The sequence below is a fragment of the Accumulibacter sp. genome (assembly GCF_036625195.1).
Classification (GTDB): domain Bacteria; phylum Pseudomonadota; class Gammaproteobacteria; order Burkholderiales; family Rhodocyclaceae; genus Accumulibacter.
This window is the reverse complement of sequence record NZ_JAZKUG010000001.1, coordinates 621,836-648,362: the sequence shown is the minus strand read 5'-3', so window position 1 is coordinate 648,362 and position 26,527 is coordinate 621,836. Positions and strand designations below refer to the sequence as shown.

The 26,527-nt window shown below is 64.0% G+C and carries 24 protein-coding genes; 14 read left to right on the top strand and 10 right to left on the bottom strand.

The annotated features are described in order from the left end of the window. The first annotated feature begins 1 nt into the window (after position 1). A complete protein-coding gene (locus V5B60_RS02930; protein ID WP_332345537.1) occupies positions 2–508 on the top strand; it encodes an ankyrin repeat domain-containing protein in 507 nt (168 codons plus the stop codon). A gap of 128 nt (positions 509–636) precedes the next feature. Here V5B60_RS02930 and minE read toward each other — a convergent pair whose 3' ends face one another. The 7 genes from minE to V5B60_RS02895 all read right to left on the bottom strand — a co-directional run bounded on the left by minE (position 637) and on the right by V5B60_RS02895 (position 6,945). Continuing rightward, positions 637–903 carry a cell division topological specificity factor MinE gene (gene minE / locus V5B60_RS02925; protein ID WP_034935616.1) on the bottom strand — a complete coding sequence of 89 codons (267 nt, stop codon included), beginning with the start codon at positions 901–903 and terminating at the stop codon, positions 637–639. A 2-nt stretch (positions 904–905) separates the two neighbouring features. Then, positions 906–1,727 (bottom strand): septum site-determining protein MinD, encoded by an 822-nt coding sequence (minD, locus tag V5B60_RS02920; RefSeq protein WP_332345536.1) that lies wholly within the window; start codon positions 1,725–1,727, stop codon positions 906–908. 106 nt (positions 1,728–1,833) lie between these two features. Continuing rightward, the gene (gene minC, locus V5B60_RS02915; RefSeq protein WP_332345535.1) at positions 1,834–2,628 is read right to left on the bottom strand and encodes a septum site-determining protein MinC; all 795 of its coding nucleotides are present in this window, start codon (positions 2,626–2,628) and stop codon (positions 1,834–1,836) included. 133 nt (positions 2,629–2,761) lie between these two features. Next, positions 2,762–3,916, bottom strand: a complete 1,155-nt coding sequence (locus V5B60_RS02910; protein ID WP_332345533.1) for an FAD-dependent monooxygenase — start codon at positions 3,914–3,916, stop codon at positions 2,762–2,764. Then, positions 3,909–5,216: an aminopeptidase P N-terminal domain-containing protein gene (locus V5B60_RS02905; RefSeq protein ID WP_332345532.1), complete on the bottom strand. Its 1,308-nt coding sequence runs from the start codon at positions 5,214–5,216 to the stop codon at positions 3,909–3,911. The genes V5B60_RS02910 and V5B60_RS02905 overlap by 8 nt, the downstream gene beginning before the upstream one ends. Beyond that, positions 5,213–5,914 carry an N-acetylmuramate alpha-1-phosphate uridylyltransferase MurU gene (murU, locus tag V5B60_RS02900; protein ID WP_332345531.1) on the bottom strand — a complete coding sequence of 234 codons (702 nt, stop codon included), beginning with the start codon at positions 5,912–5,914 and terminating at the stop codon, positions 5,213–5,215. The genes V5B60_RS02905 and murU overlap by 4 nt, the downstream gene beginning before the upstream one ends. Next, the gene (locus V5B60_RS02895) at positions 5,914–6,945 is read right to left on the bottom strand and encodes an aminoglycoside phosphotransferase family protein (protein ID WP_332345530.1); all 1,032 of its coding nucleotides are present in this window, start codon (positions 6,943–6,945) and stop codon (positions 5,914–5,916) included. Before V5B60_RS02895 ends, murU begins: the two co-directional genes overlap by 1 nt. A 709-nt stretch (positions 6,946–7,654) precedes the next feature. On the opposite strand from V5B60_RS02895, the gene V5B60_RS02890 reads away from it, so the two are divergent. Genes V5B60_RS02890 through rsmA form a run of 4 tightly spaced genes read left to right on the top strand, consistent with a single transcriptional unit; the run spans position 7,655 to position 13,079 of the window. Beyond that, on the top strand, positions 7,655–9,970 hold the full coding sequence (locus V5B60_RS02890) for an LPS-assembly protein LptD (RefSeq protein WP_332345529.1): 2,316 nt from the start codon (positions 7,655–7,657) through the stop codon (positions 9,968–9,970). Positions 9,971–9,975: 5 nt separating this feature from the next. Further along, a complete protein-coding gene (locus V5B60_RS02885; RefSeq protein ID WP_332345528.1) occupies positions 9,976–11,283 on the top strand; it encodes a peptidylprolyl isomerase in 1,308 nt (435 codons plus the stop codon). A gap of 3 nt (positions 11,284–11,286) precedes the next feature. Further along, entirely contained in the window at positions 11,287–12,276 is a 990-nt protein-coding gene (pdxA, locus tag V5B60_RS02880; RefSeq protein WP_332345527.1) for a 4-hydroxythreonine-4-phosphate dehydrogenase PdxA, read from the top strand. After that, the gene (rsmA, locus tag V5B60_RS02875) at positions 12,267–13,079 is read left to right on the top strand and encodes a 16S rRNA (adenine(1518)-N(6)/adenine(1519)-N(6))-dimethyltransferase RsmA (RefSeq protein WP_332345526.1); all 813 of its coding nucleotides are present in this window, start codon (positions 12,267–12,269) and stop codon (positions 13,077–13,079) included. The genes pdxA and rsmA overlap by 10 nt, the downstream gene beginning before the upstream one ends. Positions 13,080–13,271: 192 nt before the next feature. Here the strand turns inward: rsmA and V5B60_RS02870 are convergent, their stop codons facing one another. The 3 genes from V5B60_RS02870 to xth all read right to left on the bottom strand — a co-directional run bounded on the left by V5B60_RS02870 (position 13,272) and on the right by xth (position 15,036). Next, positions 13,272–13,469 (bottom strand): YgaP family membrane protein, encoded by a 198-nt coding sequence (locus V5B60_RS02870; RefSeq protein WP_332345525.1) that lies wholly within the window; start codon positions 13,467–13,469, stop codon positions 13,272–13,274. A 125-nt stretch (positions 13,470–13,594) separates the two neighbouring features. After that, positions 13,595–14,269: a Crp/Fnr family transcriptional regulator gene (locus V5B60_RS02865; RefSeq protein WP_332345524.1), complete on the bottom strand. Its 675-nt coding sequence runs from the start codon at positions 14,267–14,269 to the stop codon at positions 13,595–13,597. After that, positions 14,269–15,036, bottom strand: coding sequence for an exodeoxyribonuclease III (gene xth / locus V5B60_RS02860; protein ID WP_332345523.1), 768 nt, complete (start codon positions 15,034–15,036; stop codon positions 14,269–14,271). The genes V5B60_RS02865 and xth overlap by 1 nt, the downstream gene beginning before the upstream one ends. Positions 15,037–15,490: 454 nt before the next feature. Between xth and V5B60_RS02855 the strand changes: the two genes are divergently transcribed. The 9 genes from V5B60_RS02855 to xrtA all read left to right on the top strand — a co-directional run bounded on the left by V5B60_RS02855 (position 15,491) and on the right by xrtA (position 26,266). Continuing rightward, complete coding sequence (locus V5B60_RS02855; RefSeq protein ID WP_332345522.1) at positions 15,491–16,126, top strand: XrtA/PEP-CTERM system exopolysaccharide export protein; 636 nt, start codon at positions 15,491–15,493, stop codon at positions 16,124–16,126. A 107-nt stretch (positions 16,127–16,233) separates the two neighbouring features. Further along, positions 16,234–17,793 (top strand): XrtA system polysaccharide chain length determinant, encoded by a 1,560-nt coding sequence (locus V5B60_RS02850; RefSeq protein ID WP_332345521.1) that lies wholly within the window; start codon positions 16,234–16,236, stop codon positions 17,791–17,793. Positions 17,794–17,802: 9 nt separating this feature from the next. Beyond that, positions 17,803–18,807, top strand: a complete 1,005-nt coding sequence (locus V5B60_RS02845) for an XrtA-associated tyrosine autokinase (RefSeq protein WP_332345520.1) — start codon at positions 17,803–17,805, stop codon at positions 18,805–18,807. A gap of 73 nt (positions 18,808–18,880) precedes the next feature. Next, a complete protein-coding gene (locus V5B60_RS02840; RefSeq protein ID WP_332345519.1) occupies positions 18,881–20,377 on the top strand; it encodes a TIGR03016 family PEP-CTERM system-associated outer membrane protein in 1,497 nt (498 codons plus the stop codon). A 9-nt stretch (positions 20,378–20,386) separates the two neighbouring features. After that, positions 20,387–21,481, top strand: a complete 1,095-nt coding sequence (locus V5B60_RS02835; protein WP_332345518.1) for an XrtA/PEP-CTERM system-associated ATPase — start codon at positions 20,387–20,389, stop codon at positions 21,479–21,481. A 12-nt stretch (positions 21,482–21,493) separates the two neighbouring features. Continuing rightward, positions 21,494–22,666, top strand: coding sequence for a non-hydrolyzing UDP-N-acetylglucosamine 2-epimerase (gene wecB, locus V5B60_RS02830; RefSeq protein WP_332345517.1), 1,173 nt, complete (start codon positions 21,494–21,496; stop codon positions 22,664–22,666). Between the two features lie 17 nt (positions 22,667–22,683). Further along, positions 22,684–23,544 (top strand): XrtA system polysaccharide deacetylase, encoded by an 861-nt coding sequence (locus V5B60_RS02825; RefSeq protein ID WP_332345516.1) that lies wholly within the window; start codon positions 22,684–22,686, stop codon positions 23,542–23,544. Continuing rightward, the gene (locus V5B60_RS02820; RefSeq protein ID WP_332345515.1) at positions 23,541–24,626 is read left to right on the top strand and encodes a FemAB family XrtA/PEP-CTERM system-associated protein; all 1,086 of its coding nucleotides are present in this window, start codon (positions 23,541–23,543) and stop codon (positions 24,624–24,626) included. The genes V5B60_RS02825 and V5B60_RS02820 overlap by 4 nt, the downstream gene beginning before the upstream one ends. 83 nt (positions 24,627–24,709) lie before the next feature. Further along, on the top strand, positions 24,710–26,266 hold the full coding sequence (gene xrtA / locus V5B60_RS02815; protein ID WP_332345514.1) for an exosortase A: 1,557 nt from the start codon (positions 24,710–24,712) through the stop codon (positions 26,264–26,266). Positions 26,267–26,527 lie beyond the last annotated feature (261 nt).

The window sequence follows — 26,527 nt, the reverse complement described above, 5'->3', positions numbered from 1 at the left end:
AGTGAACTCTGCAATCGACCTGCTCAAGGCCATCCGTAGTGGACGTCTGCAGGAGGTGTTGGCGGTTCTGGATTCAGGTGCTCCGGTCGAGCTGCAGGATGGACGTGGCGACCCGGGTTTGCCCTTGGGCGTGGCATGCTTCATGGGTTTTCCCGACATCGTGCGCGAGTTGGTCAGGCGGGGTGCCAAGGTCAATACGGCGGACAACTCGCAGCCCACTTCGCCCGTGTCGATGGCCATTCGCGGCAAGCGGAAGGAGGTGCTGAAGGTGCTGATCGAACTGGGCGTCGAGATCCCGCCCGGACTGAACACGGGGCTGACTGAACAGGAGATTCTGGTCGCTCGCTGGCGCGGGCAGCACTATGGTGCGGCCATGCCCAAGGCCGCCGACGCCGCACTGGACGCGCCGGTGTACGAGGAGATCGAGATGGTGCGTTGCTACGGAACGGACACCTCGGTGCTCGACGCAGATCTGATCCGTGCTGCACGGGAGATGGAGAGGAAGTAGGGCGGACGCGAGCGAGGCGACCTAGATCGGGAAGGTCGCCTTCCGCTGACCGCTCGGCACGTCTCGTCGTTGGCTCGCTGGCACCTTGCCTTGCGGCCTGCTTCCAACGACGGTGCCTGCACAACCTCTCAGGGCCTGCTGCCAGCCTCCGGCATGACGATGTTCACCTCCAGAACCTCGAAGTTGCCCTGCTTCTCCAGCGATACCTTGATGTCCTCCGGGTTTACCGCAACATACTTCGAGATCACCGCCATCAGTTCCTGCTGCAAGGCCGGCAGAAAATCCGGTTGGCTGCTGCCGCCGTTGCGTTCGTGCGCGATGATCAGTTGCAGACGTTCCTTGGCGATCGCTGCCGTCTTCGGTTTGCTGCCGAAGATGAGGGAGAACAGGGACATCCTCATTTACTCCCGAATAGTCGCTTCAACAGTCCAGGCTTTTCATAGTCGACGAAACGCAAGGGAATGCTTTCGCCAAGAAAGCGTCCGACGACGTCGAGGTAGGCACCGGCGACATCGGTGCCGGCAAGATGGATCGCCGGCGTGCCCGCGTTTGACGATTGCAGGACCGCTTCGGATTCGGGGATGACGCCAATGATGGGAACGCGGAGGATTTCCTGGACATCCTTGTAAGACAGCATCTCGCCATCATTGACCCGCTTTGGCGAGTAACGGGTGATCAGCAGGTGTTCCTTGACGGGCTCGACTCCGAGCAGCGCACGCCGCGACTTGGCCTGGATGATGCCGAGGATGCGGTCGGAATCGCGTACTGAAGACACCTCAGGGTTGCTGACGACCAGAGCCTCGTCGGCGAAGGTCAGAGCCATTACCGCGCCCTTCTCGATGCCTGCCGGAGAGTCACAGACGACATAGTCGAAGCCCATGTGTTCGAGCTCCTTGAGGACCTTTTCCACGCCTTCCTCGGTCAGGGCATCCTTGTCGCGGGTCTGTGAGGCCGGCAGGACGTAGAGAGTTCCGCTTTCGACATGCTTGTCCTTGATCAGCGCCTGGGTGAGGGTTGCCTCACCGTTGAGGACGTTGACGAGATCATATACGACCCTGCGCTCGCAACCCATGATCAGATCGAGATTGCGCAGGCCGACATCGAAATCGATCACGGCCGTTTTGTAACCACGCAGGGCGAGGCCCGATGCAAAGCTGGCGCTGGTGGTGGTCTTGCCCACTCCGCCTTTGCCGGATGTCACGACGACAATACGTGTCACGGATGTTTCCCCGCAAGTCAAAGATGCGATTCTACCTGCAGAATGCGCATTCTGTCGCAAGCCAAGCTGCCGCGGTGGCGGGCCAAGCCACCTCGCCACGGTGGCGTCAGTCGGTGTTCAGTGCCTCGACGAGCAACTGGTTGGTGTTGCCGTCGGCACGTTCCGCCAGTCTCACCTGGACCGCTCGGCCAGCCAGTTCCTTCGGGACGCCACCGTCGAACGTCCGATAGAGTCCAGTCACCGAAACGAGTTCGGCGTCGAAGCGCGTACACAGGATGCGCGCCTCCGCCGCACCGCTTGCGCCGGCAAGTGCACGCCCGTGCAAGGGCGCGTAGATGTGGATGCTGCCATCGGCAATCACCTCAGCACCCGCATTGACTGCTGCCAGCACAACCAGGTCGCCGCCACGGGCGTACACCTGTTGCCCGGAACGCAAGGGCCGATTGATGAACAGCGTTGGCGTCCTGGTGGAAGTCGGGGCCGGCGGCGGCGCCGGATCAACCTGGATGGCCGGTGTCTTCTCGACAGGGGGTGGGGGGCTCGCTGCGGCCGCCAGTGCGGCCGTGGCGGTGGGCGGACGGTCGTTGAACGCATAGGTCGGCAAGCCGGCGAAGGCGGCTCCATAACGCAAGTCCTCGCTGCCGCCGCGAACGCCAATGACGTTCAGGCCGTGCGCCTTGAACACCTGTTTCAGCCGTCGCCAGTCTGGCTCGGGAACCTCGACCAGTTGCGCCAGGTCGAGCACGGCGGCATCGCCGTCAAAGAAGTCGTTTCCACCAAACAGTGCCGTGGCTGCACGCGCCAGTTCGTCCGCTTGCAGCGAACGCAGGGTGACGACGACTACCGGCAGGGTAGTGCCCTTGAATTCGATGGGCTGAGGAGTCCTGTCTGTTCGCTGCATGAGATCGTCGCGCGTGCTGGGCTAGAGTGGGCAGGCGAACAAGTCTAGCCCAATCAGCGATAAAGCGGAACATCGCAGGCCTCATCTGGCTGCGGTCGCGTCGCTGGTGGGGTGCGTGCGACAGCGAATGTGGCTACGGCCAGGCGCGCGCACCCCAGATCATTCTCCGGGCGACGAAGTGACGCAGCGGCGGCAGCAACTCGAGCGCCAGCAGGCCGAGTCCGCGTGCGTGGCGCAGCGGCGCCAGATCGTTCGAGAAGGCGCGCACGATGCCGTCGGTGAAAACTGCGCTGCCGCTGCGGTCGATCCGCCGCCGGCGTCCGTACGCCGCGAGGCCTGCAGCGTCCCCGGCATCGCCGCTGGCACACCCGCGCAGCGTGTCGGCGAGTTCCCAGGCGTCGCGCAGGCCAAGGTTGAAGCCCTGGCCGGAGACCGGGTGCAGCGTCTGCGCGGCGTTGCCAATCCACACCTGCCGTCCGAGCGTGAGTTGCCGACGCATTCGCAGCGCCAGCGGAAAGCTTGCGCGCGGGCCGCAGGCGATGAAGTCGAGGCGATGCGCGAAGGGAATCCGGAGAGCGCTGAGGAAAGCGCCTTCGTCGAGGTCGAGCAACTCCCCTGCCCTCGCCTGGGGCACCGTGAACACCAGCGAGTAGTCAGGGCCCAGTGGCAGCAGGGCGATCGGTCCGTCGCTCGTAAACCGCTCCCACGCGCGATGATCGTGGGCCGCTGTCGGCTTGACCTCGGCGACCACGGCGTGTTGGCGATAGTCGCAGACGCGGACGGCGCCGTCGTGGCCCGGCGTGCCCTCGGCATGGACGACGAGTTGCGCCTTGATGCGCCAAGTCTCATCAGGGCGAGCAAGCATGAGCTCGGCACTGTGTCCGTCGCTGTCGACGCCCAGCACACTGCAGTTGTCAAGCAATACGGAATCTTCCAGGCGTGCATGGAGGGCTGCAGCAAGTTCGCGGTAACGCATCACATAGCCCAAGGCCGGCAGTCCGTAGTCACTGGCGTCGATGAGGGTGCGACCGAAGCCGGCGTGCTGCGAGACGTGAATCGACGAAATGGCGGTTGCCGCGTTGAGGTTCCACGCTTGCAGCCCTTCCAGAACCTGCCGCGTGCCGTGTGACAGGGCAAGCGCCCGCGGGTCGCCGCGCCAGGCGCCGCGCCGCCGCGCGTCGATCAGGCGCAGGCGATGCGGGCCGCCGGCCAGTGCCAGCGCAAGCGTCATTCCCACCGGGCCGGCGCCGATGATCGCGATGTCGACCGATTCCCGGTGCTCAGTCATGGTGCATGACCTCTTCAATCTCGGCGATGGTTTTCGGGGCGCTGGTATAGACCCGGCAGCCTCCTTCGCTGACCAGCACGTCATCCTCAATGCGCACGCCAATGCCATGCAGGTGCTCCGGCACGTTCACTCCCGGACGGAAGTAGAGACCAGGTTCGACGGTGAGGGTCATGCCGGGGGTGAGTCGGGTCCACTCCTGGTTGCCGTTGCCGCTGCGGTAATCGCCGACGTCGTGCACGTCGAGCCCGAGCCAGTGGCCAGTCCGGTGCATGTACCAGGGCTTGTACGCATCACTCTCGATTGCTCCGTCGACACTGCCACTGAGCAAGCCGAGATCGATCAGCCCCTGGACGAGAACGCGAAGTGCGGCGTGGTGGTAATCCATGAATGATGCACCGGGGACAATGGCGGCGATCGCTGCCTCCTGAGCGGCGAGGACGATCTCGTAGACCGTCCGCTGCTCGGCACTGAAGCGGCCGTTGATCGGGAAGGTACGGGTGATGTCGGAGGCGTAGCCGGCCAACTCGCAGCCGGCGTCGATCAGGACCAGGGAACTTCCCGCCAGCAGTCTGTTGTTCGCGACGTAATGCAGGACACAGGCGTTCAATCCCCCCGCGACGATGGGTGGATAGGCGTGTCCATCGGCACCGCGGCGGCGGAACTCGTAACCCAGTTCCGCCTCCAGCTCATATTCGGCCATTCCAGGCCGGCAGGCATGCATGGCGCGTGCGTGGCCGGCCGAGGCGATGTCGGCCGCCCGTCGCATGAGGTCGATCTCGTGCGCGTCCTTGATCAGCCGCATCTCGTCGAGCAGTGCCCGCAGATCACGGATTTCGCCGGGCGCACGCGCGCCGCTGCGGCTGTTCGCACGAACCGTGTTGAGCGCTGCAGCGATTCGGCGGTCCCATGCCGGTTCATGACCAAGCGAGTGCCACAGGCTGCCACGATTGGCGATCAGGTCCGGCAGCTTCTCCTCAAGGGTGCCGATCGGGTGCGCTTCGCTGAAGCCGAAGGCTTCGGCGGCGGTTTCCGGCCCGTAACGGAAGCCATCCCAGACTTCGCGCGCCTCGTCCCTTTCGCGGCAGAAGAGAATCGATCTGGCTTCCTTGCCGCCAATCAGGACGATCGCCGCCTCGGGTTCGGGGAAGCCGCTGAGGTACCAGAAGTAGCTGTCGAAGCGGTAGGGATAATGGGCGTCGCGGTTGCGCAGCTTCTCTGGTGCGGTCGGGATGATGGCCACCCCGTCACCCAGACGTTCAAGGACGATCTCGCGGCGGCGAGAATAGGGTTGGTGGTTCATCCGCTCCGTCCAAGCTCCAAGTCCAGCAGCGCGAGCCTTTCGCTGGTTCCGACGTCGACCCAGCGGCCCGCGTGCCGTTCGCCGCTGACGAGCCGGCGGTGGACTCCGGCGTCCAGCAGGGGGCGCAGCTTCATGACGGCGCCGGGCGCGACGCCGGCAAAGAACTCGGGCCAGAAGACGCCGATTCCGGCGTAGGTCAGCGTGTCCTCGTCGGTGGACCGGTTGGCAGCCACGACCTCGTTGCCAGCGAGCTGGAAATCTCCCCTTGGATGATGCGGCGGGTTGTCGACGAGAACGAGGTGCGCGCCGCGCTGTCGGCGGTTCCTGCTCTCGACCACCTGTCGGGCGCGGCCGACATCCCAGTCGCACCAGATGTCGCCGTTGATCGCCAGGAACGGGTCCGCGCCAAGCAGCGGCAGGGCTGCGGCCATCCCTCCCGCGGTTTCGAGTGCGCCCTGTGGTTCGGGCGAGTAGGTGATCGACAGGCCGAACTCGGCGCCATCGCCGAGCGTCGCCACGATCTGGTGGCCGAGGTGGGCGTGGTTGATGACCACCTCGCGCCAGCCGGCTGCCGCGAGGCGCTGCAGGTGCCAGACGATCAGCGGCCGTCCGCCGGCGCGAAGCAACGGTTTCGGCGTCGTGTCGGTCAGCGGGCGCAGCCGTTCACCGCGCCCCGCCGCCAGGATCATGGCCTTCATCAGAATCCGAAGGCGACGCCAGGCCGCTGCCCTGCGAGGCGTTCACACAGCCTGGCGAGTGCTCCGAGTTCGCCATAGCGCTCACAGGTGCGGCGCAGGTAGGCCATGACCCTTGGCATGTCCTGCAGGTAGTCGTTTTTGCCGTCGCGATGGCAGAGACGGGCGAAGATCCCCAGGACCTTGAGCTGACGCTGCACGCCCATCCACTCGTAGTCGCGGTAGAAGTCATGGAAATCGTCCTGAACCGGCAGCCCGGCGCGGCGCGCCGCTTCCCAGTAGCGGATCACGAAATCGAGTTCCTGCTCCTCCGGCCAGTCGATGTAAGCATCGCGATAGAGCGAGACGAGGTCGTAGGTCAGTGGGCCATAGACCGCGTCCTGGAAATCGAGTATGCCCGGGTTGGCTGGAAAGGCTGCCGATCCCTCGCCAACCAGCATCAGGTTGCGCGAATGATAGTCGCGATGGACGAAGACCCGTGGCTGTTGCAGATTGTTGGCCAGAACGGCGGCGAAGACCGCCTGCAGATCACGATCGAGCGCGGCGTCGACGGTCAGGCCGAGGTGTCGCCGCAGGTACCATTCGGGGAACAGGGCCAGTTCGCGACCGAGCAGCGCAGCGTCATACTCCGGCAGCTGGCCGGGCTGGCTGGCAAGTTGGATGGCGATGAGCGCCCTGTTGGCGTCGCGGTAGAGTGGTGCGGCGGCACTCCTGTCCACCAGCGCTTGCAGATAGGTCGTGCTGCCCAGATCCGAGAGCAGCAGGAAACCGTGTTCGAGGTTCTCTGCGTGGACCTCGGGAACATGCGCGCCGGCACGCCGGAAGAGCGTCGCTATCCGCAGGAACGGGCGGCAATCCTCCTTGTCGGGTGGCGCGTCCATGACGATCCGGGTGCTCCCGTCGGGCAGGGTGAGTCGGAAGTACCTCCGGAAGCTGGCATCGGCCGAAGCCGGCTCCACCGGGATGGGCCGCCCAGGGAACTGCTGCGCGAACAAAGTCTGTACCCAGTGCTGCAGCAGGGTCGTGCGCGGCATGCCGCCTCTCCTTTGACGATGGTGCTAAAATTCGCCGATTCTAGCATCCGCCTGCCCGCCCCATGTGCCGACGACCGACGACTCGCCCTCCCATCAACTGACACGCAGCGGAATGAAGCTTCCTTTTCGGCGCAAGCCGACGACCTTGATCTTCTGTTGCGCTGTCGCCGGGGCGTTGGCTGGTAGCTTGTCCACCGCTGCGCGTGGACAGGGCACGCTACCCTTCCGGGTCGACCCGCGGCTGCTCGGCTTGCCGCCCCCTGCACCTGCACGACCGGCTGTCGACGCTCAATCGGAGCGATCTGCGGCCGACGTGAGAGCGGTCGAGCAGCCGGTGGTGGAGGCGCGCCCGTTGCCGGGTTCGCCTGCCGCCGCAGCGGCCCCCAAAGCAACAGGCGATTCCGGTTCTCGTGGCGGAACGGCGACGGCACCGTCGGCAGCCAGTACGGCGCCGGCTGCAGCTGCGGAGTCAGCGCGGGGAGTCCCGACTGCAGCGACTACCCAGGCAGCCGCGGCGACTCCGGCAGCGGCGGCGGAGAGCACGGTCGGCGAAACCACGCCGCCGCTTCCCGCTTCCCGCGCTGCGGCGGGCTCGCCACCGGTTGCGCCGGCGGCGGTCGCTACCAGCCCGGCAATCGGCGGTGGTGGCCAGCTGCCGGCAGCGCCGCCGGCGGTACCGGCGTCCGTTGCCACACCGACGACCCGACCCGTGGCTGGACCACCGCTCGCGTTGCAGGCAGCTACTGCCGTGCAGCCGTCACCGCCGGACAGCGATGTGCCGCGACCCGTGTTCCTGAGTGGGCGCAGCCTTTCGGGCGTTCTCGATCGCGAGGTCGTCGCCGAGGAGGATGCCGAGCTGCGCCAGGCCGGCGCCGTCCTCACCGCCGACCGGATGACCTATTCGCCGGTCGAGGACGAGGTCGAGGCAACAGGCAACGTCGAGTTGCGGCAGGCCGAAGACCGCATTTCGGGTGCGCAGGCACGCCTCAAACTCGAGGATCAGGTCGGCTTTGTCGACCAGGCGTCCTACTTCATCAAGCGGCAACCGACGGTCGTGCCAGCCGCCGACGTGGACCAGACGACAGGTTTCGCTGCGCCGCGGGTGATCGCCATCAAGCCGGGTCAGAGCAAGGTCAAGACGGCGCCGAAGCCGGCCAGCGAGTTGACCGAGGCGCGTGGCGAGGCCGGGCGCATCGATCTGGAAGGCGAGAATCAGTTCCGTCTGACCAGCGCGACCTACACTACCTGCAAGCCAGGCAGCGAAGACTGGTATCTGACCGTCGCCGACCTCAAGCTGGATTACGACAACGAGGTGGGAACAGGAAGCGACGCCACGATCCGCTTCTTCGACGTGCCGATTCTCCATTCGCCATGGATGTCGTTCCCGTTGAACAACGAGCGCAAGTCGGGTTTCCTGACCCCGAGCTATGGTTCCAGCAACAGCAGCGGTATCGAAGTGACGGTGCCCTACTACTGGAACATCGCGCCGAACATGGACGCCACCTTCGAACCGCGGCTGCTGACCAAGCGTGGCGTGCAACTCGGCAGCCAGTTTCGCTACCTCAACGAGGCGTTTGGCGGCATCTACCGCGGTGAGGCGCTGGTCGAATATCTGCCACATGACCGGCTGGCGGACCGGGATCGCTGGGGCGTCGGTCTGCAGTACTCGCAGGCGACGGCGAGCGGCTTCAGCGGGACGGTGAACTACAACCGCGTCTCGGACAACGACTATTACACCGACCTATCGAGCCGCATCACGGATACGTCGCGCGTACAACTCCTGCAGCAGGGGACCGTCACCTATAGCGGCGGTGGTTGGTGGACGGCGACGGCCAACGTCCAGTCTTTCCAGACCCTGGAGCCGGACCCGAAGAATCCGGTCACGAAGCCATATCGTCTGCTACCACAGATCACCGTCAATGCCCGGCAGCCGGATCTGTTCTTCACTGACAGTTCCTTCTACGGTCAGTACACCTCGTTCGTCCATCCCGAGAAGGCTCTGGTGGAAGGGCAGAGGATTGTCCTGCAGCCGCAGATTTCGGTTCCGTTCGTGACCCCAGGGTGGTACGTTACCCCAAGAGTGGGCGTAAACATCACCCACTACGACCTTTCTTATCCTGCCGGCAGCGTTCTGCGCCCGGAATCGATCAGCCGTACCTTGCCGATCTTCAGTGTCGATTCGGGAATGACTTTCGAAAGGTCGAGCGTCTGGTTCGACCGCGAGTACACGCAAACGCTCGAGCCCCGTCTGTTCTACCTCAACATTCCCTACAAGAACCAGGACGACATACCGATCTTCGACACCGCGCTGGCGGACTTCAATTTCGCCCAGATCTTTGCCGACAACCAGTTCTCCGGCTGGGATCGCTTCAACAATGCCAACCAGCTGACAGCTGCCCTGAGTTCACGCCTGATCGATCCGGTGACCGGGGCCGAGGTCATGCGCACGATGATTGGCCAACTTTTCTACTTTACGGACGACAAGGTGGCGTTGCCGGGTACCACCAACCGCAAGTGGGGGTCGTCCGATTTCCTGGCGGCTTTCAGTGGCCAGATCTGGCCCAGGGTGTATGTGGACGCGGCGTTGCAGTATGACCCAAGCGACTCGCAGTTCGAGCGCTACGCCGTTGGTGCCCGTTACCATCCATCGCCAGGCAGAGCGCTCAACGCGAGCTACATTTTCAATACCGAGGCTTCGGTGCCCATCAAGCAGGTCGACCTTTCCGGATATTGGCCGATCACTGGTCGCTGGCAGGCGGTGGGCCGCTACAACTACTCCTTCCTGCAGAATACGCCGATCGAGATCATCGGTGGCCTGGAATACAATGCCGGTTGCTGGGCCGTGCGCACGGTGGCACACCGGTTGCAGACGGCGCAGGCCGATTCGACGACGCAGTTCTTCGTCCAACTGGAACTCAATGGCCTGTCGAGCCTGGGTTCGAGCACCCAGAGCCTCCTGCAACGCCGCATTCCTGGCTACGCCGGTGGGGCGACAGGCAGTGACGAGGGTCTCGCCCAGTGGTAAAGTTGATGATCACGTTACTCTTGCGCGGCGTTCTGGTCGGCTGCTGTCTCGTCGGCGCAGCGGTCGCGCAGCAGCGGCCTGGCAGCCAGCCCGTACCGGTTGACCGGGTGATTGCCGTGGTCAATGACGAGGTGATCACGAGGCATGACTTGCGCGTGCGTCTCGACTCGGCTTTGGCGCAGCTGAAACGACAGGGAGTACAGCCACCGCCCAGGGAAGTGCTCGAGCGGCAGGTCTTGGAACGGCTGGTGGTCGACAGGGTGCAACTGCAACTGGCTCGCGACATGGGCTTGCGTGTCGACGACGCACAACTGGAGCAGGCGTTGCAACGCATTGCCAACGGCAATCGCATGACGCTTGCTCAGTTCCGGGCTGCGCTGGAGAAGGACGGTATCGCCTTTGCCAGCTTTCGCGAGGAAATCCGCGCCGAGATGACCATCGCCCGCGTACGCGAGCGCGAAGTCGACAGCAAGATATTCATTTCGGACGGTGAGATCGACAACTATCTGTCGGGTCTGTCGACTCCGGGGGGAGCGGGCGAGGAGTATCGGCTGGCGCACATTCTCCTGCGCGCGCCCGAATCCGCCAGCCCCGAGCAGATCCAGAAGCTGCGGGCCAAGGCGGAACAGGTGCTTGATCGGCTGCGAAAGGGTGATGACTTCGGCCAACTGGCAGCAAGCTACTCGGATGCTCCGGACGGCATGAAGGGCGGTGACCTCGGCTGGCGGCCCATCGATCGCCTGCCCGCGATCTTTGCCGAGGCCAGCGGCAGGCTGAAGGTGGGTGAAGTGTCACCGATTCTTCGCAGCTCCAATGGCTTTCACCTGGTCAAGCTGCTGGACAAGCGTGGCGGCGGCGCGGTGGCGGCGGTCGAGCAGACGCACGCCCGCCATATCCTGATCAAGGTGAACGAGATCGTCTCCGAACCCGAGGCGCGGCACAAGATCGAGGGTCTGCGGCAGCGGATCAGCCATGGCGAGCGCTTCGCCGAACTGGCGCGGCTCTTCTCACAGGACGGATCGGCGTCCAAGGGGGGCGACCTCGGCTGGATCTATCCCGGTGACACGGTTCCCGAGTTCGAGCGCGCCATGAATCAACTCGCACCAGGCGAACTCAGTCAGCCGGTGCAGTCGCCTTTCGGCTACCACCTGATCGAGGTGCTTGAGCGGCGGGTGCAGGATGTGTCGAGCGAGCGACAGCGAGTGGCCGCCCGTCAGGCGTTGCGCGAGCGCAAGCGTGACGAGGCGTACCAAGACTGGCTGCGGCAGGCACGCGACCGTGCTTATGTAGAAATCCGGCTGGAGGAGGGCTAGGTCGTGTCCCGCCTGCCGGTGATCGCGGTGACCGTTGGCGAGCCCGCGGGCATTGGCCCAGACATATGCCTGCGCTTGCTTGATCGTGTGCGCCAGGCACCCTTTGCGGCTCGTATCGTCGTCCTCGCCGACCGCTTCATGCTGGCCGAGCGTGCGGCGTCGCTGGGACTGCCGGTCAGCCTGCGTGACTGGGAAGCATCGCAGCCACCGCGTGCGGACACCCTGGACGTGCTGCATCTGCCGTTGGCCGCACGGGCGTCAGCTGGCCGCCTCGACGCCGCCAACGCGCCGCAGGTCCTGGCCATGCTCGATCGCGCGCTGGCCGGTTGCCGGTCCGGCGAGTTTGCGGCGATGGTCACCGCACCGGTACACAAGGGCGTGATCAACGACGCCGGCATGCAGTTCACGGGGCATACCGAGTACCTGGCCGAACAGACCGACACCTCGCGGGTGGTGATGATGCTTGCCGGTGGTGGGCTGCGGGTTGCGCTGGTGACGACGCACCTGCCTCTCAAGCAGGTGCCCGCTGCCGTGACCCATGTGGCACTCGAGGAGACTCTGCGCATCCTGCACCGGGAGATGGGCCGCAAGTACGGCATCAGCCGTCCTCGCATCCTGGTTGCCGGGCTCAATCCGCACGCTGGGGAGGGCGGTTACCTCGGTCGCGAGGAGATTGATGTCATCATTCCGGTTCTCGAACGTCTGCGTTCGGAGGAAGGGATGACCTTGCTTGGGCCGCTGCCGGCAGACACGATGTTTTCGCGGCCCGTACTGGCGCGCGGTGACTGCGTTCTGGCGATGTACCATGACCAGGGCCTACCCGTCCTGAAGTACGCAAGCTTCGGTCACGGCATCAACGTGACCCTCGGCTTACCGATCATCCGCACTTCGGTCGACCATGGTACCGCCCTCGACTTGGCAGGCAGCGGTCAGGCCGATCCGGGCAGCCTGTTCGTCGCCATCGAACAGGCCATCGAGATGGCGTGCCGCTGACGGCAACCGCTGATCGGCTGTGGCCGCATCGCGCGCGCAAGCGGTTTGGCCAGCATTTCCTGGTTGATCAGGAGGTCATTGCCGGCATTGTCGGCTGCCTGCGGCTGCAACGCGGCGACCGGATGGTCGAGATCGGTCCCGGTCTGGGAGCCTTGACCGGTCCACTGCTGCAGCAGTTGGACCACCTGCACGTGGTCGAAATCGATCGCGACATCATTACCCGTCTGCAGCGAAGGTACCCGCCCGATCGTCTGACGATACACGCTGGCGACGCTCTCGATTTCGATTTCGGCTGCTTGGAGGCTGCGACAGGCGCCCGGTTGCGGATCGTCGGCAACCTGCCGTACAACATATCGACGCCACTTCTCTTCCACCTCGTACACTTCGCTCGCGTGATCGGCGACATGCACTTCATGTTGCAACGGGAAGTCGTCGAGCGCATGGTCGCGGTTCCGGGCTGCAGCGCCTTCGGTCGCCTGTCGGTCATGCTGCAGTACCGTTTCGAGATGGAAGCATTGCTGCATGTGCCGCCCACGGCCTTCGACCCGGCGCCGCGGGTCCATTCAACGGTGGTGCGTCTGGTTCCGCGGCCACCAGAGGAATTGGTCGCAAACGACGAGACGCGTTTCGCCGCGCTCGTTACAGCTGCTTTCGCGCAGCGGCGAAAGATGCTGCGCAACAGTCTCGGCGGTTTGGTCGAGAGTTCACAGCTGGCAGCGCTGGGTCTTGCCTCGAGCTGTCGTGCTGAAGAACTGACGGTTGCCGATTTCGTTCGCTTGGCGAACTCGCGGCAAGGCTGCTAGCTCGCGCGGTCGGCATCGATGGCGAATGTCATGGATGCCTGATCGGCACATGCTGGACGCAAACCGCGGCCATGGCCACGACGAGGGTTCCCGTCGTTGCATGCGGCGCGAGACGACGGGGGGCTCCGCGTGCGGTCTGGAGGACCACCTTGCAGGAGGCTCCCAGTCGCTTCCCGGCGGCCGGGATCCTCTTCAGGAATTCTTCTTTACCGGGCATGTATTCATGCCGAGTAGCGTGTAGGCAGGGCAGACGCTGAAGATGCCGGTCAGCAGGGGCACGACCCCGATCCAGCCCCAGGCGCCGATCATGCCCAGGGCGGCCATGGTGATGAGCGCGATTCCGACCACGATACGCAGCACTTTGTCGATTCCACCAACGTTGGTTTTCATGATGAACTCCGTTTTGCGGTTGTTGACGATCGCTGCAGGATAGGCTGCGATCGCCGCGATGTATGTAACTGTGGTCACAGAGTTTACTGTGCCACCTGGGCGAATCGGCGCCAATAGCCGCAGGCTCAGCGCCCAGCGTCGGCCAGTTGCCGGAGGCCCGCACGATCGACGACGAGGATCTGCTCGCGCGCGAGCGACACGAAGCCGGCGGCAGCAAAGTTCTTGAGCAGGCGACTGACGATCTCGCGAACGCTTCCGAGCTCTTCGGCGAGGGTCTGGTGGGTGCAGTTGATGGCGTCGCCGCGGGCAAGCAGGAGCTTGGCGAGTCTCTGGTCGAGACGCTGGAAGGCGACCTCCTCGACGAGTTGCATCAGCTCGGCGATGCGTTCGGCAAAGAGTCGAAAGACGAAGTCGCGAAACGGGCGGTTGGTGGCGACCAGTTCCTCGAAAACGGCGATTGGCACGAGGAGCAGCGAGACCGGCGTCTCGGCGATGCCGCGCGCGGAATACGGGCTGCCGGCGAGCAGGCAGCTGGAGGTGATGACGCACGAATCGCCTGCCGGGACCCGGTAGAGCAGTATCTCGCGTCCGCCTGCCGAGATCTTCACTACCTTGATCGTGCCGTGGAGGATCAGCGGGAATCCCGTGCACGTCTGTCCCTCGGCAAACACCTCTCGGCCGGCCGGCAACTGCAGGAGGGTCGCCGCTTGACACAATGCCGCCAGCTGGCCTGCCGGCAAGCTGCGCAGTGCCGGGTAGAGCAGCAATAGCGCCTGTTGCGGATCCGCTGGCTTTGCCATCAATCCGCCAGCTCCGCGGTGACCGGTGCATGGTCCGAAGGACGTTCGAGCTTGCGCATCTCGCGTTCGATGCCTGCGGCGGTGCAGCGGGCAGCCAGTGGCGAGGAAAGCAGGATGTGGTCGATGCGCAATCCACGGTTCTTCTGAAAGCCGAGCATGCGGTAGTCCCACCATGTGAAACTCCGCTCGGCCTGTGCGAACAGGCGAAAGCTGTCGTGCAGACCAAGGTCCAGCAGGGCCCGATAGGCACGGCGCTCGGCTTCCGAGCAGAGGACTTGTCCGGCCCAGGCGATCGGATCGTGGACATCGCGGTCTTCGGGCGCAATGTTGAAGTCGCCGGCGACGATGAGCTGCGGATTGTTGCCCAGGAGTTCGCTGATCCAGCGCTGCAGGGCCTCCAGCCAGGCGAGCTTGTACCGGTACTTGTCGCTGCCGACTGCCTGGCCATTCGGGACGTAGGCACAGACGACACGGGTTCCCCGGACCGTCGCCGTCAACAGGCGCATCTGCTCGTCAGGTAGCAGGGGATTGCCGACCACCACGTCCGACGTGGTCTCCCGGGTCAGCAGGGCGACACCGTTATAGGTCTTCTGGCCGGCATGCGTGCAGTGATAGCCATGGGCTTCAAGTTCCAGCCTCGGGAAACTGCAGTCCTCAAGCTTCGTCTCTTGGAGACAGACGATGTCCGGGCGGCCGCTGTCAAGCCATGCCAGGAGCTGTGGCTGGCGGATCTTGAGCGAGTTGACGTTCCAGGTAGCGATCTTCATGGGCGGACGACGGGGTGGTGCGACGGATCCTCATGGCGACCCGGCGCTGTCAGGTCACCCTCCTGTTGAGCACTTATATGAGCATGTTATCGTATCGTCTGTTGTTTTCGCCGCCATTGCTCAAGAAATGGTGTGCAGTGTGCGTTATTTCCCTTGTGCGAGGTGCTGCAGCCGGTATCCTTCGACCGTTGCCACGCCCTCTTGGGCAGCGTCTGACCAGGAAGGGCACTCGTGGTGTTGCGGTGCGTGGGAGCAGGCGTCCGTTATGGGTAGCAAGCAGTGTGGGCTCACAATCCTGCGGGCGATGTTGCGCTCGCTCGAGCGCTGCGCCTTTTTTTGCCGCCCGGGCCAATTCCACTATACTGTGGCGCGCTCCCTGGGGGGGCCGCCGGCCCGGGCACGAGTCACTTGTGGTGAACCGTTTCCAAGCTGGGGATTTGAATAGGAGAAAACCATGCCCAAGCGCCTGAACGCCGTAATTGGCGTTGTCCTTCGTTGGTTCGTGCCGGCCGTTACCGTAGCCTTGATCGCCGGTTGCGCCTCGCCGTTCCCCCCGGCGCCGGTCTCGGCAGCATCGTCGGACTATCGCTACATCATTGGTCCTGGCGATAACGTCAATATCGTCGTCTGGCGCAATCCGGAGCTTTCGATGTCGGTGCCTGTGCGTCCAGATGGACTCATTGCCGGTCCATTGATCGAGGACATGCAGGCGATGGGCAAGACGCCGACCGCTCTGGCGCGCGACATGGAGAAGGCACTCGGAACCTTCATCCGCGATCCGATCGTTACCGTCATCGTCACCGGTTTTGTCGGTACCCAGGCCGAACAGATCCGGGTCATCGGCGAGGCGGCCAAGCCGCAGTCGCTTCCCTACCGACAGAACATGACTCTGCTTGACGTGATGATCGCCGTTGGTGGCCTGACCGACTTCGCCGATGGCAATCGCGCGTCTGTCCTGCGCGTCAACCCCGAAGGACCGAGCCAGCAGTATGGCGTTCGCCTCACCGACCTGATTCGACGCGGAGATGTCTCGGCGAACGTCGACATGAAACCGGGTGATGTGCTGATCATCCCGCAGAGCTGGTTCTGATCCACGGACGGCAGGCAGTCCTGTTTCAAATCCTGCTTCCATCCTGTGCCCTCGCGCCGTGCTGTCTGGCGGGGGCCGCAACCGCTAACTGATAAAGTCTGAATCCGATGGATGAACTGCTTCGACAGGCTATCGCCGTCCTGCGCGGAATGTGGCAGCGCCGCTGGCTGGGGATCATCGTCGCTTGGATCGTGGGTCTCGCCAGCGTCGTGGCGGTGATTGTCATTCCCGACAAGTATGAGGCGTCGGCCCGTGTCTATGTCGACACGCAGTCGATCCTGCGACCCCTGATGTCGGGCTTGGTCACACAGCCCAACATCGACCAGCAGGTGAACATGCTGAGCCGCACCCTGATCACCCGTCCCAACGTCGAGAAGCTGATCAGAATGGCTGATCTCGATCTGAAGGTCCAGTCGCGGTCGGATCGCGAAAGTCTCATCGAAGGGCTGATGTCCTCGCTGAAGATCAACAACACGTCGCGGGACAACATCTATACGATCACCTATCGGGACACCAATCCGGAGAGCGCGAAGCGGGTAGTGCAGTCGCTGGTGTCGATCTTCGTCGAATCGAACCTGGGTGATGCGCGCAAGGACACGGAGTCGGCACGCAAGTTTCTCGACAAGGAGATCACGCAGTACGAGAAGAGGCTCGAGGAGGCGGAGGCGCGCCTGAAGGAGTTCAAGATCCGCAACATGGCGACCCAGAGCGCCGAGGGCAAGGACTACTTCGCGCGCTTGACTGCCGCTGGAGCACTGCTCGAGCAGAGCAAACTGCAGTTGCGCGAGGCCGAGCAGTCGCGCGACACGCTCAAGCGGCACATCGTCGGCGACGAGCCCTCGCTCATGCCGGACCCGGCGCAGGAATCCATCGCCGGCATCTCGGTTCCTGAACTGGATGCGCGCATCGATGCCTTGCAGAAGAACCTCGATGGGTTGCTGCAGCGCTACACCGACCAGCATCCCGATGTCGTCAGTGCGCGTCGTCTGATCAAGGAACTGGAGGACCAGAAACGGCAGGAGGTTGCTGCCCGTCGGAAGGCGGCAGCGACCAATCCGGCGGCGTCGCTGAGCGGCAACCCGGCACAGCAGCAGCTGAAGCTGACGCTCTCCGAGGCCGATGCGAACGTTGCCGCCCTGCGTACCCGCGTCGCCGAGTATCAGACCCGCTACAATCGTCTCGCCGAGTCAGCGAAAATGATGCCGCAGATCGAAGCCGAGTTTGCCCAGCTCAATCGCGACTACGAGATCAACAAGAAGAACTACGAACAACTGGTGCAGCGGCGTGAGTCGGCCAGCATGGGAAGCGAGATGGAGAACGCAGCAGGGGTGGATTTCCGGCTGATCGATCCGCCGCGGGCCTCGCCGAAACCGGTGGCACCAAACCGGACCCTCTTCCTGCCGTTGACCCTGCTGCTCGCCCTGGGCGCTGGCATCGCGGCCACCTTTGCCACGAGTCAGTTGCGCCCGGTCTTCTTCGATGCGCGGTCGTTGCGCGAAACGAGCGGCCTGCCGTTGCTGGGAACAGTGACGCTGCTGGTCGACGATGCGCGCAAGCAGCGCGAGAGGAAGGACATGCTGCGTTTCGCCGCAGCTTGCCTGACGCTGATCGGTGCCTATGGGGCTGGTCTGCTTGCGTTGTTTCTCATTTCCGTCCGTACTGCCTGAGGAAAACCGATGAGCCTCATTGAACAAGCGGCGAAACGTCTCGAGCAGTTGCGCAAGGCTGGGGTTTCCGTACATGGTCCGACATCGGACGATGATCAAAGGCCAACGGACGCGGGCGCCGAGACCCGCGTGCCGAACGCCGCCGCATCGTTGGAAGCTGGCCCGTCCGCTCCGGTGGTCAGTGCCGCAGCGGCAACCCGGGGTGCGGCCCCGGTCGCCGTTGCGGCAACGGCGCCGCCACCGGCACCTGCGCCAGTGTCGCGGCGCGTCGAGATCGACCTGCAGGCGCTCGCGGCCCGCGGTCTGATGAGCCCCGATGCGCCACGCTCGCAACTGGCGGACCAGTTCCGCGTCGTCAAGCGGCCGCTGATCGCCAACGCCATGGGCCGAGGAGTTGCCCCTGTGAAGCGTGGCAACCTGATCATGGTGACCAGTGCGCTGTCGGGTGAGGGCAAGAGCTTCACGGCGATCAATCTGGCGATCAGTATCGCCATGGAACTCGACAATACGGTCATGCTGGTCGACGCCGATGTACCCAAGCCCTCGGTGTTGAAGATGCTGGGCGTTGAGCCGGCGCGCGGTCTGCTCGATGTGCTGACCGATCAGTCGGTGGAACTCTCGCAGGTGCTGCTGCGCACCAACGTCGAGAAGCTGAGCATCCTGCCAAGCGGTACGCAGCACGCCCGTGCAACCGAACTACTGGCCAGTGCGGCAATGGCGCAGATGCTTGACGAGATGGCCAGCCGCTATCCGGACCGGATCATCATTTTCGATTCACCGCCGCTGTTGATGACCACGGAGTCGCGGGTCCTGGCGAGTCACATGGGCCAGGTGGTGGTGGTGGTGAAGGCCGCAAGCACTGCCCGTAACGATGTCAAGCATGCTCTGATGACGATCGATTCGTGTCCGGTGAAGCTGATGCTGCTGAATCAGGCGCGGACAGTGTCACAGGACGGATATGGCTACGGTTATGGCTATGGGTACGGCTATGGTTACGGTTCAGAAGGTGCTTGAGGTTGCGGCATGCCCCGGCGACGCTGCGAGGCTTGCTGCGGCGTCGTTTTCCGCTTGCCGGCAGCCTGCACGCATGCCCGTGCCGCTGGCCTGCATACTGGTCGTGCTGGCGCTGCCGGCGCACGCGGAGAACTGGACCATCACGCCGAGCATCGCGATCGGCGGTACGCTGACCAACAACCTGTATCTGACACCGACGAACCGTACCAGCGACCTGGTGACCTCGATCACGCCGGGTATTTCGATCGACGGCCGGGGGGCACGAGCCAATCTTCGACTGAGCTACGGGATCACGCAGAACATCTATGCGCGCGAGTCTTCTGAGAACAATCGGCAGCAAAGTCTCGTTGCTGCAGGGACGCTGGAGGCGGTCGAGGACTGGCTGTTCGTCGACGCCAGTTCAACGATCTCGCAGCAGTACATCTCCGCTTTCGGTCCGGTCGCCCCGTCCGACGTCAACATCAACCGGAACCGTACCGAGACCTTCTATTACTCACTTTCGCCGTACATCCGGGGCCGTCTGTTTTCATCCGCCGACTACCTGCTGCGCTACACGGTCAGCGGGACCAATCCCGACTCGTCGGCGGTGTCCAACACGACGACGAGTCAGTGGCTGGGGCGCATCAACGGCAATACACGCTGGAGCGCGCTCAGCTGGTCGATCGACTACAGCAGCAACAGCGCCAACTACGATGTTGGCCGCGACCGTGAGGACACACGCTACGGTCTGACGCTGGCGTACCGTTTCAATCCGGAACTGCAGGTTTCGGCGATCTTTGGGCGCGAAAGGACGAATCTCGTCAGCCTGCAGGAGGAGACGAACAACGACTCCGGATTCGGTCTGCTGTGGACACCAAGCCCGCGGACGAAGCTGGATGCCCGCATGACGCGACGGTTCTTCGGCAACGGGTACAACGTTGCCTTCAGTCATCGCATGCCGCTGTCCGCCTTCAACTATTCTGCCAGCCGGGATGTTTCCTATCAGCCGGCCGGGGTGACCAACACCGGCCAGGGCAGCAACTACGATGCCTTCTACGCCATCGTCGCGGCGAACAATCCGGGTCTCGCTCCAGAAGCGATCAGGACGCAGGTCAGCCAGATCCTGCAGGGCAGGGGCGTGCCGGTGGATGGGTCGGTGGTCAATGGCTATCTGACCAACCGGCCCAGCCTGCAGACCACGCAGCAGGTTTCCTATGCGCTTCTCGGCGTGCGCAACACGCTGACGTTCAACGCGACGGAGAGCCAGCAGCAGCCCCTGGGTGTGATCAGTGGCCTGACCGATGACTATTCGCTGGCCAACGAAGTGACCCAGCGCGGCTATGGCGTGATCTGGGGGCACCAGCTCACCGGGTTGTCGTCGCTGTCGCTGTCCCTCAATCAGCAGCGCAGCCTGGCGAAAGGCACGGGCGCGGTGGACTCGAAAACGACCGGGGCCTATCTCCTGTACACCACCTCGCTCGGTCCGAGGACGAGCGCCAACGTCGGTGCGCGGCACGTCATCTCGGATGGCGGTGTGAACGCGGACTATACGGAAAGTGCCCTGACTGCCTCGCTCTCGCACAACTTCTGATCGATCTGCATGTACGAATCATTCTATGGCTTGAGCAGCAAGCCGTTCCAGCTCAACCCGGACCCTTCGTTCTATTTCGCCAGCAAGCAGCACCGACGTGCGATGGCCTATCTGGAGTATGGCCTCAATCAAAACGAAGGATTCATCGTCGTCACGGGAGAGGTGGGCGCTGGCAAGACGACGATCGTTCGCGGCTTGCTGAATGAGCTCGATTCAGAGAAGGTGGTCGCCGCACAGCTGGTGAGCACGCAGCTTGACGCCGAGGACACTCTGCGCATGGTGGCGGCTGCCTTTGGTGTCGGTGGCAGAAACCTGGGAAAGTCGGAGACTCTGCTGGCCCTCGAGGCGTTTCTGGTCGATGTCACTCGCCAGGGCAAACGCTGCCTGCTGATCGTCGATGAGGCACAGAACCTGACTGCGCGCGCGGTTGAGGAACTGCGCATGCTGTCGAATTTCCAGTTTGGTACCCAGGCCCTGCTGCAGAGCTTCTTGATTGGCCAGCCGGAGTTTCGCAAGATCATGCAGAGTCCGCAGATGCAGCAGCTGCGGCAACGCGTGATCGCCGCCTGCCATATCGGCCCAATGGACCAGGACGAGACACAGGCCTACATCGAACATCGTCTGAAGTGTGCCGGCTCGAAGGGGTCGCCACGCTTCGATGCCGGCGCTTTTGAAGCCGTTTTCGAAGCCAGTGGTGGCGTTCCGCGACGGATCAATGCCCACTGTGACCGCTTGTTGCTTGCCGGCTTCCTGAACGGCAAGAGCGAGTTCGTCCGTGGCGACGTCGAAGAGGTTGCGCGTGAACTGCGCGAGGAGACGCAGGCGGGCTCGACCGTGGCGGTGGCCGGGAGCAGTGACGCCGCGCAACCGGCGGCACATCCGCAGCTGACCGACAGCAGCATCCTCGATATCGACCTGTCGCGCGTTGCCCTCGATCGAAACACTGCCGACGAGGCTGCACGCGTCATCGCCGATCTGAAGAGCGGCCAGTCGGAGCAGCGTCTGATTCGCATCGAGCGCAGCATGTTCCGCCTTGAGCGGAACAACGCAGCCATCCTGTCGCTGCTGCAACAACTGGTCGAGGCGGTCAGGGTCAAGCAATGAAAGGATATCATCGTGGTCGATGAAACATGGCCTGTGGGTCTCGGACCGGTAGTCTGCATTGTCGGGGCGCGGCCGAATTTCATGAAGATGGCACCGATTCTGCGTGCATTCGCAGCCCATCGCCCACAACTGCCCTCGTTGCTCGTCCACACCGGGCAGCATTACGATCGCGACATGAACGATCGGCTGTTCGACGATCTGCGGCTGCCGCGGCCTGATATCAATCTGGAAGTCGGCTCCGGCACGCATGCGGTGCAGACGGCCGACGTGATGCGTCGCTTCGAGCCGGTGCTCGACGCACAGAGGCCGGCGTGTGTGCTCGTTGTCGGCGACGTCAACTCGACCCTCGCCTGTGCCCTCGTCTGCGCCAAGAAGGATGTGGCCGTGGTGCACGTCGAGGCCGGCCTGCGCAGCCACGATCGCCGCATGCCGGAAGAGATCAACCGGCTCCTGACCGACCAGATCGCCGACCGGCTCTACACCACCGAGCGTGGTGCGCACCGGAATCTCGAACGCGAAGGGGTGGCGGCAGAGCGCGTGTGCTTCGTCGGCAACGTCATGATCGACTCCCTGCGGGCGAACAGCGAGTGTGCACCACCCGTCACGACGACGCTGCAACTGGCAGGTGTGGACGCACGGATTGTTGATGGTGCGCCTGGTTACGGCGTCGTGACGCTGCATCGACCGTCGAACGTCGATCGGCCAGAGTCGCTGCGACCGCTGTTGCGCGTCTTGCGCGAGGTTTCGGAGCGGCTGCCGCTGATCTTCGCCATGCACCCGCGAACGCGCGCCAACATCGATCGTTTTGGCCTGCAGGATGTGCTGCGCAGCCCGCGCATCGTGATCCTGCCCCCACAAGGCTATCTGGAGATGCTCGGTCTGCTCAAGGGGGCCACGCTCGTTCTCTCGGATTCCGGTGGCCTGCAGGAGGAAAGCACGGCCCTTGGCGTGCCGTGCCTGACGGTGCGTGAGAACACCGAGCGACCGATCACCGTCGACGAGGGAACCAATACGCTGGTGGGCAGCAACCCTGACGCGATTCGCGCCGGCGTCGACGAGATCCTGCGCGGAACCGGCAAGAGCGGCCGGATCCCGGAGTTCTGGGATGGCCGGGCGGCCGAGAGGATCGCCGCCGACCTTGCCGCATGGCTACTGGCGCGGCACCAGCGGCAGGTTTCGCTCTAGGCGGCGGGGAGCGGGAGATGCCGGTCCGGCCGATCACCAACGCCCTGACGATCGATGTCGAGGACTACTTCCAGGTATCCGCCCTGGCCCCGTACATCCCGCGGCACGAGTGGCCGCAGCGCCCCTGCCGGGTGGAACGGAACGTCGAGCGGATTTTGCTGATGCTCGACGAGAGCCGGGTCCGGGCGACCTTCTTCACCCTCGGCTGGATCGCCGAGCGCTATCCACAACTGGTGAAGCGAATCGCTGCTGCCGGGCACGAAGTCGCCAGCCACGGCTTCGGTCACGAGCGCGCCAGTGATCTCAGCCGGGCCGCGTTTGCCGCCGACATCTGGCGGGCCAAGCTGCTTCTCGAGGATATTTCGGGCCAGCGGATCAGGGGCTACCGGGCGCCGAGCTTTTCGATCGGGGCGGACAACCTTTGGGCATTCGAGTGCCTGGCCGAGGCCGGCCATCAGTACAGTTCAAGCATCTATCCGATCCGCCACGATCACTACGGCATGCCGGATGCGCCGCGTTTCGCGCATCGCGTGCAGCACGGCCTGCTCGAGCTGCCGGTGACGACCGCCCGGTTCCTGGATCGCAACTGGCCGGCCAGTGGCGGCGGCTACTTCCGGCTGCTGCCCTACGCGTTGTCGCGCTGGCTGTTGCGGCAGGTAAACCTGCACGATGGGCAGCCGGCGATCTTCTACTTCCATCCGTGGGAGATCGACGCCGCGCAACCTCGCATCCCGGGACTCAGCTTCAAGACGCGTTTTCGCCACTACGTGAACCTGCAGCATACCGAAGGTCGGTTGCGACGGCTACTGGCCGACTTTCGCTGGGGTCGCATGGACGAGGTCTTCCTCGGCGCCGGCAGTGGCGGAGCGACTGCATGAAGATGGGCGGCGACGACGTCTCGGAGGTTGCCGCGGCGACGGCTCCGCTCGTGGTCAGGCGCCTGCAGCTGGGCGACGTGGCCGCGGTCGCTCGTTGGGAAGCGTTCGTCGAAGAGTGTCCGCAAGCGACCTTCTTTCATCGTGCGGGTTGGCAGCGAGTCATCGCTGACGTCTTCCGCCATCCGACGTACTTTCTCTATGCCGAACGGGCAGGGCGTTTCGAGGCGGTCCTGCCGCTGGCCCACGTCAAGAGCCTGCTTTTCGGCAACGCACTGGTGTCGCTGCCCTTCGCCGTGTACGGAGGGGTCGCTGCCGGCAGCCAGCAGGCTGCCCAGATTCTCGAAGAGGAGGCGCAAGCCCTGGCGCGACGCCTCGGTGTCGACCACCTGGAACTGCGAAACGTGCAGCAGCGTCATCCGGAATGGCCGCAGCAGAACCTCTACGTCAGGTTTCGGCGAACCATCGCACCGGAACTGGAAGCCAACATGCTGGCGATTCCACGCAAGCAGCGCGCGATGGTGCGCAAGGGAATGAAGAGCGGTCTGCGCAGCGAAATCGATTCCGATAGCCGGCGCTTCTTTGCGCTCTACGCGGACAACGTCCACCGCCATGGCACGCCCGCCTTGCCCCGGCGCTACTTCGATCGGTTGCTGCAGGTCTTCGCTGGCCACTGCGACATCATGACCGTGGTCGATGCAGCCGGACGCCCGGTGAGCAGTGTTCTCAGCTTCTACTTCCGTGACGAGGTCCTGCCCTATTACGCGGGCGACGAGCCGTCGGCGCGTCATCTGGCAGCCAACGACTTCAAGTACTGGGAGTTGTTGCGTCGTGCCTGTGAGCGTGGCCTGAAGGTTTTTGACTACGGACGGAGCAAGCGGGATACGGGCTCGTACTCGTTCAAGAAGAACTGGGGATTCGAGCCAGAGCCGCTGTTCTATGAGTACTGCCTTTATCGTCGCGAGGCGGTGCCGCAGAACAACCCGGCGAACACCAAGTACCGCCTGTTGATCAACACCTGGCAGCGGCTGCCCATTGGTCTGGCGAACTGGCTCGGGCCGTTCATCGTCAGGAATCTCGGCTGAGCCAGCCTGGGCGTGATCCCATGGTGCATCCGGCCCAAACTGCTTCCTTTCTTCCCGCACCTCATGCCTGCTGAAAGCCTCACATGATTGCCCGCGAAACAAGTTCCGCCACCGCCGCGATCGACCCTGCCTGGCGGCTGGCCGGGCCCGCCCTGTTCCTGGTTCTGCTGATGATTCTGGCGCTCTTTCGGGAGACGGTGCTGGACATGGCGAGCATCTGGTGGCGCTCCGACACCTATGCGCATGGAATGATCGTGCCGCCCATCGCGTTGTGGCTGGTCTGGCGTCTTCGGGCGGGGCTCACCGCGCTGACTCCACGTCCGAGCTACCTCGCCCTCTTGCTGCTGGCAGCGGCCGGTTTTGGCTGGTTGCTGGGGCAGGTGGCCGCGGTCAACGCCCTCACGCAGTTCGCCCTGGTCGCCATGCTGATCCTGGCAGTACCGGCGGTGGTCGGCTGGCAGGTCGCGCGCTGGCTTGCGTTTCCGCTGCTGTTCCTCTTCTTCGCCGTTCCCTTCGGTGATTTCACCCAACCAAAGCTCATGGAGTGGACGGCGGATGCGACGGTTGCCGGTCTGCGGCTCAGCGGCATCCCGGTCTACCGCGAGGGACAGCATCTGGTGATTCCGAGCGGCAATTGGGCGGTGGTCGAGGCCTGCAGTGGCGTGCGCTACCTCATCGCCTCGATCACGGTCGGCACGCTGTACGCCTATCTCACCTATCGATCGCTCTGGCGACGACTGCTGTTCGTCCTCGTCTCGATCATCGTGCCGGTTCTTGCCAACTGGGGACGGGCCTACATGATCGTCATGCTGGGCCACCTTTCCGGCAACAAGCTGGCAGTCGGCGTCGACCACCTGGTCTATGGCTGGCTGTTCTTCGGCATCGTCATTCTCGCGATGTTCTGGATTGGCGCGCGCTGGCGCGAGGATGAGGTACTGCCACCACAGGCGTCGGTCGACGTACCGGCGCTGGGTTCGCGTGCGTCACTGGCTGCGTTGCTGACGGCAGGAGTGGCAACCGTGCTGGTGGCGGGACTGTGGCCCTTGGCACTGTGGCAACTCGACCACGCCACAGGTCGCGAACTGAGGAGCCTGGCGCCACTCGGCTCTATCGCCGGCTGGCAGAGGAGCGACGCAGTCAGCCCGTATGACTGGCAGCCGCGGTTTGCCGGCGCCGACGCGCGCGAGCAGGCCGTGTTCGCGCACGATGGCCACCGCGTCGGCCTCTTCGTGGCCTACTACCGCAACCAGGATCAGCAGCGCAAGCTGGTCAGCTCGACCAATGTCCTGGTGGCGAGCGACGATCCGGTATGGGCAAGGGTTGCGGGCGGCGTCAAGGAGATTTCCTTCGACGGGCAGCCAGTCAGAGTCCGTACCGCCGAACTGCGTGGCCTCGAAAGCTCGCGCCTGCTGGTGTGGCAATGGTACTGGATCAATGGTCGCTGGACTTCCAGTGACGCCATCGCCAAAGCCTACACGGCGCTGTCGCGCCTCACTGGCCAAGGGGACGACTCCGCCGTGGTCATCCTGTTTACGCAGCAGGATCGACCTGGGTCAGGCGAGGCGACGCTGGGCGATTTCGCCGCAGTCGCCGGAGGGGAGATCGGAAGCGCTTTGCGGCAGACGGCGAGCGGGCGCTGAACACCTGCGGCTGGCTGCTGTTCGGCTGGTGCCGATCGTGAACAATGACACGGCAGCCGGCGGCGCGCCGAGGGATCATTTGCACACTGACTGGTAGAAACGAATGGCGCAGCCGGCTGCCAGCCCGTAGGGGACGATAGCCTGGCCGGGCGTCGCAAGTGCGGACAGACGCGACGATGGTGTTGCCTGCCGGCAGCGAGTGCCAGGCGGCTTGCTGTGGCATGGGGTGCGCCTCGGGTTCCTGGCCTTCCGCTGCGGCGA